This is a genomic window from Nonomuraea sp. NBC_00507 (genome assembly GCF_036013525.1).
Taxonomy (GTDB): domain Bacteria; phylum Actinomycetota; class Actinomycetes; order Streptosporangiales; family Streptosporangiaceae; genus Nonomuraea.
On the sequence record NZ_CP107853.1, the window covers coordinates 4,905,050 to 4,923,629 of the forward strand.

General features: G+C 67.7%; 11 protein-coding genes. 4 read left to right on the forward strand and 7 right to left on the reverse strand.

The window, feature by feature from the left end; translation table 11 throughout:
- Window positions 1–308: 308 nt before the first annotated feature.
- The 3 genes from OHA25_RS24155 to OHA25_RS24165 form a co-directional block, all read right to left on the reverse strand.
- Window positions 309–1,748: a non-reducing end alpha-L-arabinofuranosidase family hydrolase gene (locus OHA25_RS24155; RefSeq protein WP_327589771.1), complete on the reverse strand. Its 1,440-nt coding sequence runs from the start codon at window positions 1,746–1,748 to the stop codon at window positions 309–311.
- 30 nt (window positions 1,749–1,778) lie between these two features.
- A complete protein-coding gene (locus OHA25_RS24160; RefSeq protein ID WP_327589772.1) occupies window positions 1,779–3,791 on the reverse strand; it encodes an RICIN domain-containing protein in 2,013 nt (670 codons plus the stop codon).
- 474 nt (window positions 3,792–4,265) lie between these two features.
- Window positions 4,266–5,735 (reverse strand): endo-1,4-beta-xylanase, encoded by a 1,470-nt coding sequence (locus OHA25_RS24165; protein WP_327589773.1) that lies wholly within the window; start codon window positions 5,733–5,735, stop codon window positions 4,266–4,268.
- Window positions 5,736–6,260: 525 nt separating this feature from the next.
- On the opposite strand from OHA25_RS24165, the gene OHA25_RS24170 reads away from it, so the two are divergent.
- From OHA25_RS24170 to OHA25_RS24185, 4 genes are all read left to right on the forward strand, one after another.
- Window positions 6,261–7,592 (forward strand): extracellular catalytic domain type 1 short-chain-length polyhydroxyalkanoate depolymerase, encoded by a 1,332-nt coding sequence (locus OHA25_RS24170; RefSeq protein WP_327589774.1) that lies wholly within the window; start codon window positions 6,261–6,263, stop codon window positions 7,590–7,592.
- Between the two features lie 46 nt (window positions 7,593–7,638).
- Window positions 7,639–9,477 (forward strand): family 43 glycosylhydrolase, encoded by a 1,839-nt coding sequence (locus OHA25_RS24175; protein WP_327589775.1) that lies wholly within the window; start codon window positions 7,639–7,641, stop codon window positions 9,475–9,477.
- Between the two features lie 121 nt (window positions 9,478–9,598).
- Window positions 9,599–10,837, forward strand: a complete 1,239-nt coding sequence (locus tag OHA25_RS24180) for a cellulose binding domain-containing protein (RefSeq protein WP_327589776.1) — start codon at window positions 9,599–9,601, stop codon at window positions 10,835–10,837.
- A gap of 44 nt (window positions 10,838–10,881) precedes the next feature.
- Window positions 10,882–12,459, forward strand: a complete 1,578-nt coding sequence (locus OHA25_RS24185; protein ID WP_327589777.1) for a glycoside hydrolase family 27 protein — start codon at window positions 10,882–10,884, stop codon at window positions 12,457–12,459.
- Between the two features lie 82 nt (window positions 12,460–12,541).
- Here OHA25_RS24185 and OHA25_RS24190 read toward each other — a convergent pair whose 3' ends face one another.
- The 4 genes from OHA25_RS24190 to OHA25_RS24205 form a co-directional block, all read right to left on the reverse strand.
- Window positions 12,542–15,499, reverse strand: a complete 2,958-nt coding sequence (locus OHA25_RS24190; RefSeq protein ID WP_327589778.1) for an NEW3 domain-containing protein — start codon at window positions 15,497–15,499, stop codon at window positions 12,542–12,544.
- Between the two features lie 93 nt (window positions 15,500–15,592).
- Window positions 15,593–16,744 carry a mandelate racemase/muconate lactonizing enzyme family protein gene (locus tag OHA25_RS24195; protein WP_327589779.1) on the reverse strand — a complete coding sequence of 384 codons (1,152 nt, stop codon included), beginning with the start codon at window positions 16,742–16,744 and terminating at the stop codon, window positions 15,593–15,595.
- Between the two features lie 34 nt (window positions 16,745–16,778).
- Window positions 16,779–17,606, reverse strand: a complete 828-nt coding sequence (locus OHA25_RS24200) for a carbohydrate ABC transporter permease (protein WP_305915519.1) — start codon at window positions 17,604–17,606, stop codon at window positions 16,779–16,781.
- Window positions 17,606–18,580 (reverse strand): carbohydrate ABC transporter permease, encoded by a 975-nt coding sequence (locus OHA25_RS24205; RefSeq protein ID WP_327589780.1) that lies wholly within the window; start codon window positions 18,578–18,580, stop codon window positions 17,606–17,608. The genes OHA25_RS24200 and OHA25_RS24205 overlap by 1 nt, the downstream gene beginning before the upstream one ends.

Sequence of the window (18,580 nt, forward strand, 5' to 3'; positions counted from 1 at the left end):
CGGGGTGTCTTGACATGGCGCGGCTCCTTTCAGTGGAAGGAGGCGTTGGTCAGCGTCCCGGTCCAGGAGACGGTCGCGGTGCCGGTGAGTTGGGTCCAGCCGTTGGTGTTGACCGTCTGCGCGGGGGTGAGCTGGCGGTAGCTCTGGCCATTCTCATGGTGATCCTTTCGAGGGTGGCCCTCGGGCTCGGAGCGTTGCCCGACCCCTCGCTCCGTCAGCTGTATGAGCGCTGAGATGTCTGGTGACTCGGGCGGGCTCGGCCTTGCACCGAGCCCGCCACGCCGGCTCCGGCCGGACCTGTCACGCCATTAGCGCTGCAGCGTCAGCAGGCCCGGCCGGTAGGGCAGGAGACCGTAGTCGCCGCCGGAGTTGGGGCTGCGTCCCTGGTAGAGCAGTTGAAGGTTGCAGGGATCGACGGTCATGGTCTGGTCGGCGCTGGTGCGGATCAGTTCGCCGTGGCTGATGTCGTTGGTCCAGGTGGCGCCGCTGTTGGCCTTGCCGGCGAAGGGGTTGCTCTCGGTGGCGGCCTGGGGTGTCCAGGAACCGTTCAGGCTGGTGGCGGTGAATGAGCGGAAGTAGCGGCCCTGGGAGCCGATCGCTTCGACGATCATGAGGTATTTGTTCTGGTCCTTGAGCTTGTAGACCTGGACGGCTTCGAACAGGTTGTTCGTCGTGTCGCTCATGATCACCGTCGCGGTGGTGCCGAAGCTGCCCGGGAAGTTCCCGATGGGCATGCTGGCCCGGTAGATCTTGCCGTTGTCGCCGGCGAAGAACAGGTACATGTTCGTGCTGTCACCGATGAGCGTCTGGTCGATGGGGCCTGTTCCGGAGCCTGAGATGCTCGCGGTGGAGAGCACCTGCTGCGCTGACCAGCCATTCGGGTTGGTGGGGTCGGTGGAGGTCCTGTAGGAGAAGGCGGTCCCGCCCCACTGGTAGGCGAGCACCCAGATGTTCTTGGGGGCGAAGTAGAGGAGCGTGGGCGCGACAGTCGAGGTGTTCATCGTGTTCTGGCTGGCCGAGGCCATCTCGGACCAGTTGGTGAAGAGGCTGAAGTTCATCGAGCCCCACCTCGTGCCGAAGTCGTGCGTCGTGGCGTAGACGAGGTGCCTGCCGTTGTAGGGGGCGACGGTGAAGTCCTTGAGCGAGACCCATCCCGACTTCGGCTGCGCCAGCGCGCCCGTCGATGTCCACCGGTACGTCGACGGAAGATCACATTGACCCGGGTTGCCGCCGCCATCGACCTTGACGAGCTGCCACTGCTGGTTGGCGCCGCCCCAGTCGTCGTACTGGACGATGTTGGCGCCGTCGGCGGTGGAGGCGCCCTGGACCTCCAGGGCCTTGTTGCTGTGGCGCGAGATGAACCTCACATGGCCGTCCGAGCTGTCGGCCAGCCGCCACTGCTGGTTGGTGCCGTTGGTGTCGGACCATTGCACGATCGCGCCGCCGTTGGCGGTGGACCAGTTGTAGACGTCGAGCATCTTGCCGGAGTGGCGGGACTTGATGCGGTAGTAGCCTCCGCCGGAGTCGACGAACTGCCACTGCTGCTGGTTGCCGTCGTTGCGGGTCCACTGGGTGATGCGGGCGCCGTCGTTCGTCGCGAGGTTGTAGACGTCCAGGGCCTTGCCGCTGTTGCGGTTGACCAGGACGTACCAGGCGGTGGTGTCGACGGTGGCCGCGCTGGCGGACTGCGTCTGAAGGGCGACGAACAGGCTCGCCAGTAAGGTGGCCAGCGTCGCGACGACGGCCATGGATCTGACTTTCACGTCTGTGCCTTTCTGTCAGGGGGTGGTGAGGTCGAAGCGGCTCACGGTGACCGCCCCTCCGAGGGACTGGGTGGCGTAGTTGAAGATTCCGAAGCGGTAGCCCATGAAGAACTGCCAGGCGTTGTTCAAGGTGAAGGCCGGGCCGAGGCTCACGAAGGTGCTGCCGTCGGTGCTGTAGGAGAAGCGGGCCTGCCTGCCGGAACCCGGCCGGATGTCGGCGCTGACTCGCAACCAGATCCGGCCGCCCGAGATGTTCGCGCTCGCCGCCTCGGTGCCGGTGCCGGTGGTCTGCCACGAACTGTTCATGGTCAGCCCGTTGGTCATCACGACCCGGTTGCCGCCGTTGTCGCGCTTGACGCCGATCCAGGCCGACTGGTCGCGCAGCATGGCCAGCCCGGCGCGGTCGCCGTTGGCCATCTGCGAGTAGTCGAGCTCGATCGTCGCTGTGGATGACGGGCCCTGGATGCGGTGGGTCAGCGTGTTACGGGCGTTGTAGAGGTCGCCTGTGACGGTCGCGGTCTGCAGGCGCAGGCCGTTGCCGGTGGAGAAGCGGCTGGTGTCGGGGTTGTGGTTCCATTCCCAGCGGTGCCCGAGGCTGCCCGAGGAGAAGGTGTCGGGACCGATCATGGACGCAACGGTCCGGCTGGTCTGGATGTTCGGCTTGGGGTAGTTGACACCCCAGCCGCCGTTGACGGTCTGCACAGTCGGCCAGTCGCCGGTCCAGGTGATCGGTGCGAGCGCCGGGACCCGGCCGCCGGGGTAGGCGTCGACGAACGACATGTAGTACCAGTCGCCGTTCTGGGTCTGGACGAGCCCGCCCTGGTGGGGGACGCCGCCGCCGGAGATGGGGCCGGGCATGTCGAGCAGGACCTGGCGCATCTCGTACGGGCCCCATGGCGAGGTGGAGCGGAGCACGTACTGGCCGTTGGCGGGGCGGGTCAGCCAGATGTAGTAGTAGCCGTTGCGCTTGTAGAAGCGGGCGCCCTCCAGGGTGCCGACGCTGCTCGGGGTCTGGAAGACCTGCTGGGCGCGCACCTGGCTGAGCCCGTCGGCCGAGAGCTGGGCGACGCTGATGGTGCCGTTACCGTAGGCGACGTACATGGTGTCGTTGGTGTCGATCAGCAGGCCGGCGTCGTAGTAGCAGTTGTTGATCCGCGAGCGCTTGGTCCACGTGCCGTCGACGGCGGAGGCGGTGTAGACGTAGGTCCGGTTGAACTCGACGCAGCCGATCCAGTAGTAGGTGCTGTTGCTGGGCCGATAGTTCAGGGTCGAGGCCCAGATGCCCTTCACGTACGCCCGGCCGCCGTTGAGGTCGTAGGCGCTCGAGTCGAAGTCGAGCCTCGGGACCGAATGTCCGGCGTACTCCCAGTCGACCAGGTTGTAGGAGCGCAGGATCGGTGCGCCCGGCGAGTAGTGCATCGTCGAGGCCGAGTAGTAGTAGGCGTCGCCGACCCGGATGATGTCGCCGTCGGCGAAGTCCTGCCAGACGACCGGGTTGGTGTAGGTGCTGCCCGGATCAGGGTTGCTGCCGACCTGGACGAGTTGCCATTGCTGGTTGTTGCCGCCCCAGTCGTCGTACTGGACGATGTTGGCGCCGTCGGCGGTGGAGGCGCCCTGGACTTCGAGCGCCTTGCTGCTGTTGCGGTTGATCAGGCGGATGTAGCCGCCGGCGGAGTCGGCGAGTCTCCATTGCTGGTTGGTGCCGTTGTGATCAGACCATTGGACGATATTCGCGCCGTTGGCGGTGGAGAAGTTGGAGACGTCCAGGACCTTGCCGCTGTGGCGGGATTTGAGCCGGTAGTAGCCGCCGCCGGAGTCCACGAACTGCCACTGCTGCTGGTTGCCGTTGTTGCGGGTCCACTGGGTGATCCGGCCGCCGTCGGCGGTGGACAGGTTGTAGACGTCGAGCGCCTTGCCGCTGTTGCGGTTGACCAGCACGTACCACGCGTTGGTGTCGACCGTCGCGGCCGACGCCTGGGGCGTGAGGAACACACCCACGAGAAGCAGTGACGAGAGAACCGCGAGCACGCGCCTCACAAGAACCTCCAGAGGTGGTTGTTCGAGCCGTTGTCGGCCCACTGCACGACGCGCGACCCCGAAGCGGCGCGTCCCAGCCCCCTTGGCCGCCGCGCCGTTGATGGACAGGCGATGCTTGTTAGCGCTAACATTCTCCTGCCTAAAGCTGTGTGGCCTGCTTTGTTGAGCGCGTTGTCGCGGAGTACATCCGACGGTCCGGCCGGCGTCAACGACGGGCACCCTCGCCGACTTGGGCGTTGCCGCCGGAACGCCTTCCTGCCTCGAGTTTTGCGCCGAAGGAGCTCACGCCGCACCGCTCGTGCTTGTGAAAGTTTCACAGAAGTTATGGGCTGGCAAGAGGGTAATTTGCGACACGAGGCGGGTTAACTTGCTGTCCCCGCTCCGAACGGGCCTGGCTCACCTTCCCTCGGCCTCCTCACCGGGGCCGAGGGAAGGTCGCACCGAGGTGCGGTCAGCAGGTGAAGCTCACCCCGCGTTGTAGGTCCACTTCTGGTTGCTGCCGCCGTGGCAGCTGTACAGCTGCAGGCCGGTGCCGTTGGCGGTGCCGGCTCCGACGGCGTCCAGGCACAGCCCGGACTGTACGCCCACGATCGTGCCGTCGGAGTTGACGCGCCATTTCTGGTTGTCGCCGCCCCAGCAGGAGTAGATCTGGATCCTGGCGCCGTTGCCCGTGCCCCCGGCATCCAGGCACTTGTTGCCGTAGACCTTCAACTCCCCGGCCGAGGTCTGCGTCCACTGCTGGTTGCTCTGACCGTTGCAGTCCCACAGGTTGACCGCGGTGCCGTCGGTGGTGCTGGCATTGGGCACGTCCACGCAGCGGCCGGAGCCGACACCCTTGATCTGCCCAGCACCGCCGGGCGAGGTCGGGGTCACTGTGGGGTCAGGGGACGGGTCGGCGGCGTTGAGTGCGTTGAGGACCGCGGTGTAGGCGGGCTTCTTGTTGCCGTTGCCGTCGAAGAGCAGCGGAGCGGCGCCGGCGCCGAGCCAGGAGTCGCTGTCGCGAACACCCCAGACCGTGATGCCGGTACAACGCGGCACCGCCAGGCAGTCGTTGACGACGTTGGCGTACGTGGTGGCCGAGCCGCCCTGGATGTCCAGCTCGGTGATCTGCACGTCGACCCCCAGCGCGGCGAAGCTCTGGATGGTCGTGCGGTAGTTGCTGTTGTAGGGGCTGTTGCTGTTGAAGTGCGACTGCAGGCCGACGCAGTCGATCGGCACGCCGCGGGCCTTGAAGTCCCTGACCATGTTGTAGACGCCCTGCGTCTTGGCCCAGCTCCAGTTGTCGATGTTGTAGTCGTTGTAGCACAGCTTGGCGGCCGGGTCGGCGGCGCGCGCGGTGCGGAAGGCCACCTCGATCCAGTCATTGCCGGTGCGCTGGAGGTTGGAGTCGCGCCGCCCGCCGGAGTTGCCGTCGGCGTAGGCCTCGTTGACCACGTCCCAGGCGTAGATCTTGCCCTTGTAGTGGTCCATGACACCGTTGATGTGGCGGATCATCGCCTGGCGCAGCGAGCTGCCCTCCATCGGCCGCATCCAGTTCGGCTGCTGGCTGTGCCAGGCCAGGGTGTGCCCCCGCACCCGCTTGCCGTTCTGCACGGCCCAGTTGTAGACCCGGTCCCCGCCAGAGAAGTTGAACTGCCCCGGGTTGGGCTCGGTGGCGTCCATCTTCATCTCGTTCTCGGCCGTCACCATGTTGAACTCGCGATTGGCGATGGTGGTGTACTGCGAGTCGCCGAGCCTGCCCGAGGCGATGGCGGTGCCGAAGTAGCGGCCGCTCTGCGCGGCGGCCGCACCGAGCGTGCTCTCCGCGGCATCGGCCGGAATCGCCGTCGCCAGTGCCGTGATCAGGCCGAGAGCGCCGAGAGCGCCGGCAATCAGCACCCGACGCGCGCCGAGCGGCCGTCGGGCGGTAGGTGGGGACATGGCGTTGACACGCATGCTTGAGCCTCCGTATGCGAATCATGGGGAAGGGTTCGTGCGGGACACGCCCGCGGGACCGACGCCGCGCCCCGGTAGGGACGCACACCACAGGTGTCGGGGACGGCAGTCCCTGTTGAGCACCACCGAGCCGGTAGGGGAGATCACCTCGGGCACTCAGTGTGTGAAGCTCGCCGAAAATTGTCAAGGATGTCATGAAAGTTTTCGGCGGAGCATGTCCCCGGCTGCGCTACTTGTGCTGGCCCAAGGGGGAATGGTGGCCCTTAAAAGTTTCGGACTGGGCTCTTCGGGTGCGGTTCGCATGAAAGTTTCATGGCGACGCTCTCGCAGGTCGATCGCAGCCAGGTTCGGTAATCCGAGGTGAGCGCGCTCGGGCGCCGCCGCCGTCGGCCGCTGCACGTTAAGGCGCTCTTGACAGTACCTTTCTGACTCGTGTTTGCTCCGTCCCGCCACCACCTCCATCGGCCCTAGGGGAGCCCGACCAGGCCAGCGGTTTGTTAGCGCTAACAGCGGAGAGGCGAACCCATGAAGCGAAGCGAACCCCGTACGAGAAGGTGCGCGGGCATCGGAGCCGCTCTGGCGGCTCTGATCACGGCGTTAGCCACTGCTCTGTCCGTGTTCCTCACGGTTGTGCCGGGAGCGTCGGCGGCGGTCCTGACCGAAGTGACGAGCTTCGGCGCCAACCCCGGCGGTCTGCGGATGTACCTTTACGTCCCCGACACGGTGGCATCCCGCCCGGGAGTCCTGGTGGCGATGCACGGCTGCAACGGCTGGGCCCCGGGTTTCCACCAGGGCACCGAGTTCGCCTCATTAGCCGACCGGCACGGTTTCATCGTCATCTACCCGCAGGCGAACAAGAGCGCCAACGGCTTGTCGAACTGCTTCGACGTGTGGTCGAACGAGGCCCTGCGGCACGGTGGCGGCAGTGACCCGGTGTCGATCGTCTCCATGGCGACCTATGCGCTGCAACGCTACAACGGTGACCCGGAGCGGGTGTTCGCCACCGGCTTCTCCTCCGGCGCGATGGAGACCCTCAACCTGCTCGCCACGTATCCGGACGTGTTCAAGGCCGGCGCGCCGTTCGCGGGTGTTCCCTACGGTTGCCTCGGGCCCGCCGGGTGCGGGGACAAGACGCCGCAGCAGTGGGGTGACCTGGTCAGGAACGCCTACCCCGGCTACGCCGGGCCCCGGCCGCGCGTGATGGCCTGGCACGGCACCGCCGACTCCGTGCTGCCGTACACGATGCTGCAGGAGGAGGTCGACCAGTGGACCAACGCGCACGGACTGAGCCAGACCCCCGCTTCCACTGACAGCCCGCAATCCGGCTGGACCCGGCGGGTCTTCGGCTCCGGGCAGGTCGAGGCGTACACCATCACCGGAGCCGGCCACGACCTGCCGCGACCGGGGATGGCCGCGTACGCCATCCGCTTCTTCGGCCTGGACGGCGGCTCGTCCACCACGACGCCGACTCCACCACCCGCCGGGCAGATCAAGGGCGTCGGCTCCGGGCGTTGCCTGGACGTGCCCGGCGCCGCCACCGCCGACGGCACCGCGGTGCAGTTGTGGGACTGCAACGGGCGCGGCAACCAGCAGTGGGCCGCCACCTCGGCCGGCGAGCTCAGGGTCTATGGCAACAAGTGCCTCGACGCGGCCGGCACTGGCAACGGCGCCGGCATCCAGATCTACTCCTGCCACGGCGGCGCCAATCAGAAATGGCGCCTGAACGCCGACGGCACCATCACCGGCGTGCAGTCCGGGCTGTGCCTGGACGCCGTGGGCCAGGGCACCGCCAACGGCACCCGGCTCCAGCTCTACTCCTGCCACGGCGGCGCGAACCAGCGCTGGACCCGGACCTGACACACCGCGGCTCGCACCCACGCCCGCCCGACTTCGGAAGGTGACCATGAAAGTCGCATCCCCCTTTCAGTTCGGCGTCATGGCGAGGCTCGGCGTGCTGGCGATCGTGGCGCTGCTCTGCGCCGTGACGGTGATTCCGGGCACGGCCAGGGCGGACAACCCGATCGTCCAGACGATCTACACCGCCGACCCCGCTCCACTGGTGCACGAGGGCCGGGTCTACCTCTACACGGGACACGACGAGGACGGCTCGACATACTTCACCATGAAGGAGTGGCGGGTCTGGTCGTCCGCGGACATGGTGAACTGGACCGACCACGGTTCGCCGATGAGCCTGGCCACCTTCAGCTGGGCGAGCGCGGACGCGTGGGCCGGCCAGGCCGTCTACAGGAACGGCAAGTTCTACTGGTACGTCCCGGTGAAAGACCGGGCGAGCGGCCAGATGGCCATCGGCGTCGGGGTCTCGAACAGCCCCACCGGGCCTTTCACCGACGCCATCGGGCGCCCGCTGGTCAGGAACGGTGAGATCGACCCCACGGTCTTCATCGACGACAACGGGCAGGCCTACCTGTACTGGGGTAACCCCAACCTCTGGTACGTCAGGCTCAACGCCGACATGATCTCGTACTCCGGCAGCCCCACCCAGATCCCGCTCACCACCGCGGGCTTCGGCACCCGCACCGGCAACACCAGCCGGCCGACCCTGTACGAAGAGGGGCCCTGGGTCTACAAGCGCAACGGCCTCTACTACAACGTCTTCGCGGCGAAATGCTGCTCGGAGTTCATCGGTTACTCGACGGCCCCCGGCCCCACCGGGCCCTGGACCTACCGCGGGACGGTCATGCCCACGCAGGGCAGCAGCTTCACGAACCACCCCGGAATCATCGACTTCAACGGCGGGTCCTACTTCTTCTACCACAACGGCGCCCTGCCGGGCGGTGGCGGCTTCACCCGCTCGGTGGCCGTGGAGAAGTTCAGCTACAACGCCGACGGAACCATCCCCACGATCAACATGACCACGACCGGGGCGCCTCAGGTGGGCACGTTGAACCCCTACGTCCGCCAGGAGGCCGAGACGATCGCCTGGGCGTCCGGTGTGGAGACCGAACCCGCCGGCGAGGGCGGCATGAACGTCGGCTGGATCGAGAACGGCGACCACATCAAGGTCAAGGGCGTCGCCTTCGGCTCCGGCGCGACGTCCTTCACCGCGCGCGTGGCCTCCGCGACCAGCGGCGGCCGGATCGAGCTCCACCTCGACGGCGTCAACGGCACGCTGGTGGGGACCTGCACCGTGCCGGGCACCGGCGGCTGGCAGACGTGGACGACCGTCACCTGCCCGGTGAACGGCGCGACGGGCACCCATGACCTGTACTTCAAGTACACCGGCGGCAGCGGCAACCTGTTCAACGTCAACTGGTGGCAGTTCACCGGCGGCCCCGCCACCGGCGGGAACCTGCTGACCAACGGCGACATGGAGAGCGGCACGACGGGCTGGGGCGCGTCCGGCGGAGCCCTGTCGTCCGTCACCGGCCCGGTGCACGGCGGCGCGCGGGCGCTGTCCATCACCGGGCGCACGGCGTCATGGAACGGCACCACCCAGGACGTGACCACCAAGCTCACCAACGGCAAGAGCTACACCACGAGCGTCTGGGTGCGGTCGCAGAGCGGCACGCCCGGCGCGAAGGCGACCCTGGCGGTCACCGCCAACGGCACGACGAGCTATCTCCAGCTCACACCGGTGACGACGGTGAACTCCGGCGGCTGGACCCAGCTCACCGGCACGGCGACCGTGTCATGGAGCGGAGCGCTGACCGGCGCCACCTTCTACGTCGAGACGGCGGCGGGCACCGACGGCTTCTCCATCGACGACGCCTCATTCCAGTAGTCCCCAGCCGGCCGATGCTCTCGCCGAACAAGGGAGCAGCAAATGGCCCCCCATCCAGACGCATCGGAATTCGCACCAAGATCGGAGTTACCTGATGTCAGGACGCGGCTCCCTATTCACCATGATCGCGGTCGCTGTCGCGGCACTTCTCGTACTGGTCACGGGCGGTGCGGCGATGAGCAGCGACTCCGGCACAGCCGCGGCGCCCGCCGGCGCCCTCGCGACGACCGCCGGATGCGGCAAGACCCCGACGCTGAGGAGCGGTACGCAGTCGATCCAGACCAGCGGCAAGAACCGCTCCTTCATCCTCCGGCTTCCCGACAACTACCAGAACAACACGCCCTACCGGTTGATCTTCGGCTTCCACTGGCGGGGCGGCACCGCCGCCGACGTCGACTCGGGCGGAACCAGCGGATACCCCTGGTCCTTCTACGGACTCAGGCAGCTGTCCAACAACGGCGCGATCTTCGTCGCGCCCCAGGGCTTCAACAACGGCTGGGCGAACAGCAACGGTGAAGACGTCACCTTCGTCGACGACATGATCCGGCTCATCGAGGCGGATCTCTGTGTCGACACCTCGCAGCGCTTCGCCACCGGTTTCAGCTACGGCGGCGGGATGAGCTTCTCACTCGCGTGCTCGCGGCCGACGGTCTTCCGGGCGGTCGCGGTCTTCTCCGGCGCGCAGCTCAGCGGGTGCAGCGGCGGGACCCAGCCCGTCGCGTACATGGGGCTGCATGGCATCGGGGACACGGTGCTCAACATCTCGCAGGGACGGTCGCTGCGTGACAGGTTCGTCCGCAACAACGGCTGTACCGCGCAGAACCCGCCCGAGCCGAGTTCGGGCAGCCGGACCCACATCGTCACCACCTACTCGGGGTGCCGGGCCGGTTATCCGGTCGTCTGGGCCGCGTTCGACAACGGTCACATGCCCGGTCCGGTGGATGGGACCTACGCCGAGAGTGGCGTCACGACCTGGACCAAGGGAGAGGTGTGGAAGTTCTTCTCCCAGTTCGGAAGCTCCCCGTCGCCCAGTCCGACGCCCACCATCACCCCCACCCCGGGAACCGGTGAATGCACGGCCACGATGCAGACCGTGAACTCCTGGTCCGGCGGCTTCCAGTCCACCGTCACCGTCCGCGCCGGCGCCAGCGCCGTCAACGGCTGGACGGTCGAGTGGACCTGGCCGGGCGGGCAGACGATCAGCAACCTGTGGAACGGCGTCCGCTCCGGCTCCGGAGCCGCCGTGACCGTACGCAACGAGGCCTACAACGGCTCCATCGCCCCCGACGGCACCACCACGTTCGGTTTCACCGCCAACGGCGCCGCGGCCACACCCACCCTTACCTGCGACGCCTCCTGATCAGGTGAGGGTGCGCTCACCGATCCCGTGTTGAGAGGAGCCAGATGCGTAAGGTCATTCGATGGATGCTGGCGGCGTTACTGGCCGCCGGCTCCCTGGTCGCGATCGGCGGTACGTCGTCGCCGGCCATCGCGCTGGACAACGGGCTCGCCCGTACGCCGCAGATGGGATGGAACGACTGGAACACCTTCTTCTGTAACGTCAACGAGAGCCTCATCCGGCAGACCGCGGACGTCATGGTCTCCAGCGGCATGGCGGCGGCGGGCTACGAGTACGTCAACATCGACGACTGCTGGTCCACCAAGAGCCGCGACGCCAACGGGAACCTGGTAGCTGACCCGCAGAAGTTCCCCAGCGGCATGAAGGCCCTGGCGGACTACGTCCATGCCAAAGGGCTGAAGCTCGGCATCTACTCCTCGGCGGGGACGACCACGTGCGCGGGGTACCCGGCCAGCCTCGGCTACGAGCAGCGCGACGCCGCGCTGTGGGCGTCCTGGGGGATCGACTACCTGAAGTACGACAACTGCGGCGATCACCAGGGCAGGAACGGGCAGCAGCGCTACACCGCCATGCGTGACGCGCTGGCCGCCACGGGGCGCCCGATCCTCTACAGCCTGTGCAACTGGGGCCAGGAGAACGTGTGGACCTGGGGGATGCCGGTGGGCAACTCCTGGCGCACGACGGGCGACATCGCGTCGAACTGGAACTCCATCATGGGCATCCTGGACCAGCAGGTCGGGCTCGAGGCGTACTCGGGGCCGGGCGGCTGGAACGACCCCGACATGCTGGAGGTGGGCGTGGGCGCGCTGACGGCGACCGAGGGACGGGCGCACTTCAGCCTGTGGTCGCTGCTGAACGCGCCGCTCATCGCGGGCAACGACATCCGGTCGATGAGCGCGGAGACCCGGTCCATCCTGACGAACACCGAGGTCATCGCGGTCAACCAGGACTGGGGCGGCAGGCAGGGCCACAAGATCAGCGACAACGGGAATCTGGAGGTCTGGCGCAAGCCCATGTCCAACGGCTCGGTCGCGGTCGTCCTGCTCAACCGGGGCACCTCGACCTCGACCGTCTCCACCACCGCCTCCGCCCTGGGGCTGGGCTCGGCGTCCTCCTACTCGGTGCGCGACCTGTGGGCGCACACGACGTCCTCCTCGTCCGGGACGATCAGCGCGTCGGTGCCCGGGCACGGGGCCGCCATGTACATCGTGACCGGAGGAGGCATCGTCCCTACGCCCACGGGGGAGATCAAGGGGGTTGGCTCAGGCCGGTGCCTGGACGTCACCGGCGCCTCGCAGACCAACGGTGCGCAGGCGCAGATCTGGGACTGCAACGGCCAGGCCAACCAGCAGTGGACGCCCACCGCGAGCGGTGAGCTACGGGTCTACGGCAACAAGTGCCTGGACGCCTACAATCAGGGCACTGCCAACGGCACCCAGGTGATCATCTGGGACTGCAACGGACAGTCCAACCAGCAGTGGCGCCTCAACAGCGACGGCACCATCGCCGGAGTGCAGTCGGGGCTGTGCCTGGACGTGCCGAACAACGCCACCGCCAACGGCGCCAAGCTGGTCCTCTGGTCCTGCCACGGCGGCGTCAACCAGCGCTGGACCCGGACCTGAGGAACATGGCGAGAAACACCCTTTCGCCGGAGGCGGTCCTCCGCTTCCGGCGAAAGGTGTCTCCACCTACCAGGTGCACTCCTTACGTGCTCACGGTGAAGTCGCTGAAGCTGAACTGGCCTGTCACGCCGGCCGCGTGAGAGGTCGCGATCAACCCCGCGTCCTGCGTACCGGCGATGCCGGGCAGGGTGGCGGTCGGGCCGACCTTGATCCAATCGGTGCCGTTCGTGGAGTAGTAGCCGCTGACCTCGTTGCCGGAGCGGACGAGGCGGACCCAGGCCGGCGCCTTGATCCCAGAGGCTGTGGCGAACGAGTCGAGGTAACCGTTGCCGTTGGAGTCCCACTGGAAGGCGACCCCGTTGCCGGGGGTGACGACCATGACGGCGTACCCGGGCGACGACGCGGCGGCGGTGAGATCGTTGCGGATGACGACACCCGCCTTGGCCCAGGAGTTGGTGTTGTCCATCTCGGTGACCCGTGCCGTCACCGTGGCAGTGGTTCCGGCCGCGTCGTCCCGGTAGATGGCGCCGTACTCGTCGAACGACCCGCCGCCGTCCTGCCAGATGTCGGTGCCGGAGGTCAGGATGGCGTACGCGGATCCGGCTTCGGCGAACCGGCTCGGCACCGAGCCGTAGCCCTTCAGGGACGTCAGCGGGTTGAGCGCGGTCAGGGTCAGCGACCTCTTCAGCGCGTACTGGGCCCTGCCCGCCTGGAACGTCAGTGACATCGTGACCGGCGCGCGGTCGACGGGGGTCGTGACCGACCCGGGCGCCGTGACCTTCCACGACACGGTGGCCGAGGCGCCCGCGGGGAGGCCCTGCTTCAGCGGCTCGCCGATGGGCACGGCCTGCCACTTCTCGGGGACGGTGATCCGGGCACGCAGGCCGGAAGCCGGGCTGTCACCGATGTTCGCCACCGTGGCGGTGACCGTGCTCGTACCACCGGCGCTCATGCTGACCGGTTCGGCCACCAGGTAGGCGCCGACCGGCGGGCGCTGCGGGTCGGCGGGGCCGCGGTACTGGCCGGTCGGGCCCGCCTTGTGGATCACTTCGCTGGCCGCGATCGGGAGGTTGCCGGAGGTGATGGCGGTGTTGTCCCGTGTGACGTTGCCGCGCTGGCCGTTGACGATGCCGGTGATGGCCGGGTTGGTCGCGAAGTTTCCGGTCAGGGTGAGGTTGCCGGTGTGGTTGCCGTTCTGGTTGTTGGCATGCGCCCACTGCCCCGCGGTGTTGACGAACACGTTGCGGTTCGCGGACAGGTACCGCGAGCCCTCGTCGAAGTACAGGCCGAGCTGCCCGCTGTTCTCGCAGTAGTTCTCGTCGATCGTGCTGCGGGGCATCGCGGAGAGGGTGTAGATGCAGCCGGCGTCGTTCATCGTCTGGATGACGTTGCGCACGTGGTTACCCACGATGCGGACATCGCTCGAGGTCGTCGGGGTGTCGTAGATCGGCTGGAAGTCGTAGAGCCCGCGGTTGATGTACTCGGGGCTGCCGCCCGGGTCGTTGGCGCCCCAGCCGAAACCGACGCCGATGCCGGAGTAGGGCATGTCCGAGACGTAGTTGTGCTCGATGGTCAGCCGCGTGACGTAGCTGGCGAAGATCGCGTCCTGGTCCTGGTATTCGAGCGCGGTCGCGTAGACCCGGTTGTCACTGATCGTGATGTCGCTGTTGACCATGCGCGGGTCGGAGGGGTGGTGGGCGTCGGGCCGTACACCGCCGACCACGATGCCGCCGCCGGCGCTCGCGGTGAAGGTGCTTCCCGTGACCGTCACGTGGTGCGCGCCCAATCCCACACCGCTGGCGTGGGCGTTGGCGTCGTTGCCGATGCCGAGCCCGACGGAACCGAGGTTCACGAAGGTGTCGCCGGCGAAGCTGACATTCTCCGCGGCTGACACCTGCACCGCGGCGGGTGCCTGCGCCCAGCCGTTGCGCGCTCCTTCGAATCCCTTGCAGCCGACCGCGCACGAGGTGAACGCGTCGGCCGGCCGGTGCGGCTGAACGCCGCTGATGAACGTGCCGGTCTGCTGGTTGGCGTATCCGTCGGCAGTGCCGGGGTGCAGCCATGTGGTGCCGGTGAAGGTCAGGCCCTCGAACCGCAGGTTGCGGGCGGGCTCGTCGTACGTCCCGCCGACCTGCAGCAGCGACTCCAGCCGCGGCAGCTCGACGCGCGCACGTGAGAGATCCTGCCCGGCGAGCGGTTTGTAGTAGAGCGTCCCGGCACTCGGGTCCAGGTACCACTCGCCGGGCTCGTCGAGGAACCTCCTGGAGTTCAGCAGGAAGAAGGCGGGCGTGCGGAACGGAGACTGGATGGTGTCGTAACCGTAGGTGTTGTTGTCCCAGGCCGGTTGCTGCATGACGACCGTGGAGCCGGAGATGCTCTGCACGGGCGCGAAACGGTTGGTGAACGACAGCATCGCCTGGAAGTCGATGCGCTTCTGGTCGGGCAGCGTGGCCAGGTAGGCGAGGCTGGGGTTGTTGACGGTGAAGCCGGTCGCGTTGAGCGTGATGTCGTCGCGGGCCAGCTTGGTGCGTGCCCGCTGCGCCAGGACGCCGTCGACGTAGAGCTGCCGGCTGTCGAATCCGGTGCCGACCTGGGCCTTGTAGACGCCCGTCGCGGCGTCGTCGAGCACCCAGCCGGTGACGGGCTTGGCGCCGCTCAGCACGGGCTTGGCGCCGCGCCTGGCCTTCCAGGTCACGGTGTGCCCGTTCCGGCCGGAGTCGGCGGCGTCGAACCGCAGCGGCGCGGTCAGCCGATAAGTGCCGTCGAGGAGTTCGACGGTGACGTCGCGGTTGCCCTCAGCGGCCGCCTGGCGCGCCCGCCGTTGTGCCTCCTCCAGAGTCGCCAGCGGCCGTCCGGCGCTGCCCGGGCCCTTGTCATCGGCGTTCTTGGTCTCGGGGGGCGCGACCACGATCGTCTGGTTTCCGAGGGCCGTGGCCTCCGCCCGGGCGGCGACCGGGCCGACGAGGAGTCCGGCCGCGATCAGTAAGGCGGCGGACGCCGCAGCTGATGTTCGTCTGTGCAGCACGAGTAACGGACGCACGCGTGTTCCCTTTCTTCCGGCACGTAGGTGGCAAGGACGGGAGGCGGCGAACGGTGCGAGTTCACCTCGCCGTCCGGTCGTGAGGGTCTACGACTAGGGGGTGAGCAGGCGCTGCGATGCGGCGCCCTGATCGGCCACCGCCAGCAGTCGCCGTCCGGCGTGCTCGGGCCGGACGTTGGGGGTGCCGGCCGCCATCGCGTCGGCCGGGCGGCAGGCGAGCGAGGTGACCGCGTCCTCGTCGATCGATACGCCCAGGCCGGCGGAGTCTCCGAGGATGAACGCGCCGTCCTCGACGGTCAGGTCGAGAGACACCCCGAGAGGTGGCCGCAGGTCCTGCAGCTCGCTGATCAGGTGGTTCGGGACCGACGTCGCGGCGTGCAGCAGGGCGATCGGGGTGGTGCCGATCGGGCTGACCGGCAGGTCATGGGCGTGTGCCAGCGCGGATACGCGCAGGAAATGGGTGATCCCCCAGACGGCGGCCGTCTGGACGACGTCGACGGCTCCCGCGGCCAGCAGCGGTCGATACTGCTCGAGCCCGGTGAGATTCTCGCCCGTGGCGACCGAGGCCCGGATCCCGCGGCCGACGACGGCCAGGCCTTCGGCGTCCCACCGCCGGACCGGCTCTTCGATCCACGTGAGATCCAGGGTGCGTTCGAGCTCGTGGACGTGCCGGACCGCCTGCTTGCGGGTCCAGGCTTCGTTCACGTCGAGCATCAGGCCCGGTCGCGATCCGTGCCCGGCCTCGGTCAGGACGTCTCGTACCAGTGTCAGGCGGTGCCGGTCACGGTCGATGTCGAGGCCGCCCTTGAGCTTGGCCGCCCGCAGCCCGTGCCGGGCGTAGACCTGGTAGAGGGAGACGAGTTCCTCATCTGTCAGGTCGATGTCCAGGCCGGAGGCGTAGGCGGGGACCCGCCGGTCGCGACCGCCCAGCAGGCGCCAGAGCGGTTCGCCGGCGGCCTGCGCCTTGATGTCCCACAGAGCGGTGTCGAGCGCGCCGATCGTCCCGAACACGGCGCCCGCGTGGCCGGCCTTGAAGGTCTGTCGCAGCATGCGGTCGTAGAGCGCCGTCACGCCGCGCGGATCCTCGCCTTCGATGGCGGCGAAGATGGTGTCGAGGTGTGCGTGCGGCCCGAGGCCGACGCCGGTGATCCCCTCGTCGGTGTCCACCATGATGATCTGCACCGGTACGTTCCCGCTGGCGTAGACGCCGTTGGCGTCACCGACGGGGCGGCCCCATTCATGCACCGTCGTCAACGTGCGATACCCCGAAATGCGCATGTCAGCCCTTCGTGGAGCCGGCGGTGACACCGTCGGCGATCTGACGCTGAAGGAAGAGATAGAGCAACAGCACAGGTATCGCGGCGATCAGCACTCCTGAGGCGAACTGGGGGATGTTGTCCGAGTACTGCCCGCGCAGCGAGGTGACCCCGACCATGAGGGTGCGATGCTCTGGCGAGGGCATCATCAGAAGGGAGATGAGCACGTCGTTCCAGCAGAACAGGGCATCGAGGATGCCGACGGACAACAGAGCCGGAGCGCCGAGCGGAATCATGATCCGCCGGTAGACGCCGTAGGTGGAGTTCCCGTCGATCCTTGCCGCATGGATGATCTCCACCGGGATGGTCCTGTAGTGGCTGGTCATCAGGAAGATGGTGAAGGGGAGAAACTGCGCGACGTAGGCCAGGATCAGTCCGGGATAGGTGTCGATGAGGCCACTGTCCGCCATGACCCGGGCCATCGGTACCATGATCACCTGGAACGGGACGAACAACGCCGCGAGGCAGCCGAGGAACAGCGCCGAGGAGCCGCGGAAGCGCAACTGAGCCAGTGCGAAGCCGGCCATCGACCCGAAGAGCAGCAGCAGGATCACCGCTACCGTCACCACGATGAGCGAGTTGGCGAAGTAGCGCGCCATGCCGACGCTGTTCCACGCCGCGGCGACGTTCTCCAGGTGCAGCGAGCTCGTAGGGGAAAAGCGGTCGAGGATGTACTCCCGCCGGGTCTTCATCGCGGCGTTGGTGGTGAACAGGAGGGGATAGACGGTCGCCACCGCGAGGAGCGCCATCGGGACGGCGGCCACCCACCTGCCCAAGCTCTTGCCGGGCATCAGTCTTCCCTCCCTGCGCGGCGGAGCACGATCACCTGCAGGATTCCGACCACGAGCATGATGAGGAACAGCACCGTCGATGCGGCCGAGGCGAGTGCCGGGCGGTTCATCCGTCCCTGCTGGATCCAGACGTAGAACTCCGGCAGGTACGTCGAACCTTCAGGGCCGCCGCTGGTCATGACGTACAGCAGGCCGAACATGGACGTCAGCATTCCGATCATGGTGGTCACGAAGACGAACTGAATGGTGCGGGACAGGCCCGGGACGATGACATGCCAGATGATCTGGGGCAGTGACGCGCCGTCCATCCGGGCGGCGTCCAGGAGTGCGGCGTCCAGCGTGGAGAATCCGGCGAGGAACACCACCAGGGCCATCCCGAACGTCGCCCAGATGTGCACGCCGACGACCGTGAACATGGCGATGTCCGGGTCGCCGAGCCAGTCGACGGGGCCGAGGCCGAGCTGTGCCAGGGCGGCGTTCAGCGGGCCGTCGAAGCCGAGCATCAGGTTGAAGATCGCACCGACGATCACCGGTGAGAGCACGGCCGGGAAGAAGTAGACGCCGCGGAAGAGCCGATGCCCGGGCACCCGCAGGTAGATGAACGTCGCCAGCAGGCCGGGGATCGCCACCGCGACGGGAAGCAGGATCACCAGCAAGCCGACATTGCCCAGCGCGGTGCGGAACAACGGATCGTTCAGCAGTTCGGCGTAGTTGTCGAAGCCGACGAAGGACCCGTTGCGCTCGTCGTCGCCGGTGAAGGAGAAGTTGACGCCCAGCAGCAGCGGCCACAACCGCAGCGCCACGATGATCAGTACGGCCGGAGCCACCAGGACGAAGGGCGCAAGACGCTCGGCCCGCGCCCCGCGGGGGGTCCTGCCGGTGCTGCCGTGGCGTCCTGGCTGCTCGAACTTTGCCCCGGTGGTCCGCTCCGCCTGCGCCGAGCGGACCACCGGTGACGAACCCCCGAGCGGCAC

Excerpts from the sequence above, each read along its gene's own strand:
- OHA25_RS24155 (WP_327589771.1), bottom strand. The coding sequence starts at position 1,748 with ATGGCCGTCGTCGCGACGCTGGCCACCTTACTGGCGAGCCTGTTCGTC.
- OHA25_RS24165 (WP_327589773.1), bottom strand. The coding sequence starts at position 5,735 with ATGCGTGTCAACGCCATGTCCCCACCTACCGCCCGACGGCCGCTCGGC.
- OHA25_RS24170 (WP_327589774.1), top strand. The coding sequence starts at position 6,261 with ATGAAGCGAAGCGAACCCCGTACGAGAAGGTGCGCGGGCATCGGAGCC.
- OHA25_RS24175 (WP_327589775.1), top strand. The coding sequence starts at position 7,639 with ATGAAAGTCGCATCCCCCTTTCAGTTCGGCGTCATGGCGAGGCTCGGC.
- OHA25_RS24180 (WP_327589776.1), top strand. The coding sequence starts at position 9,599 with ATGATCGCGGTCGCTGTCGCGGCACTTCTCGTACTGGTCACGGGCGGT.
- OHA25_RS24185 (WP_327589777.1), top strand. The coding sequence starts at position 10,882 with ATGCGTAAGGTCATTCGATGGATGCTGGCGGCGTTACTGGCCGCCGGC.
- OHA25_RS24200 (WP_305915519.1), bottom strand. The coding sequence starts at position 17,606 with ATGCCCGGCAAGAGCTTGGGCAGGTGGGTGGCCGCCGTCCCGATGGCG.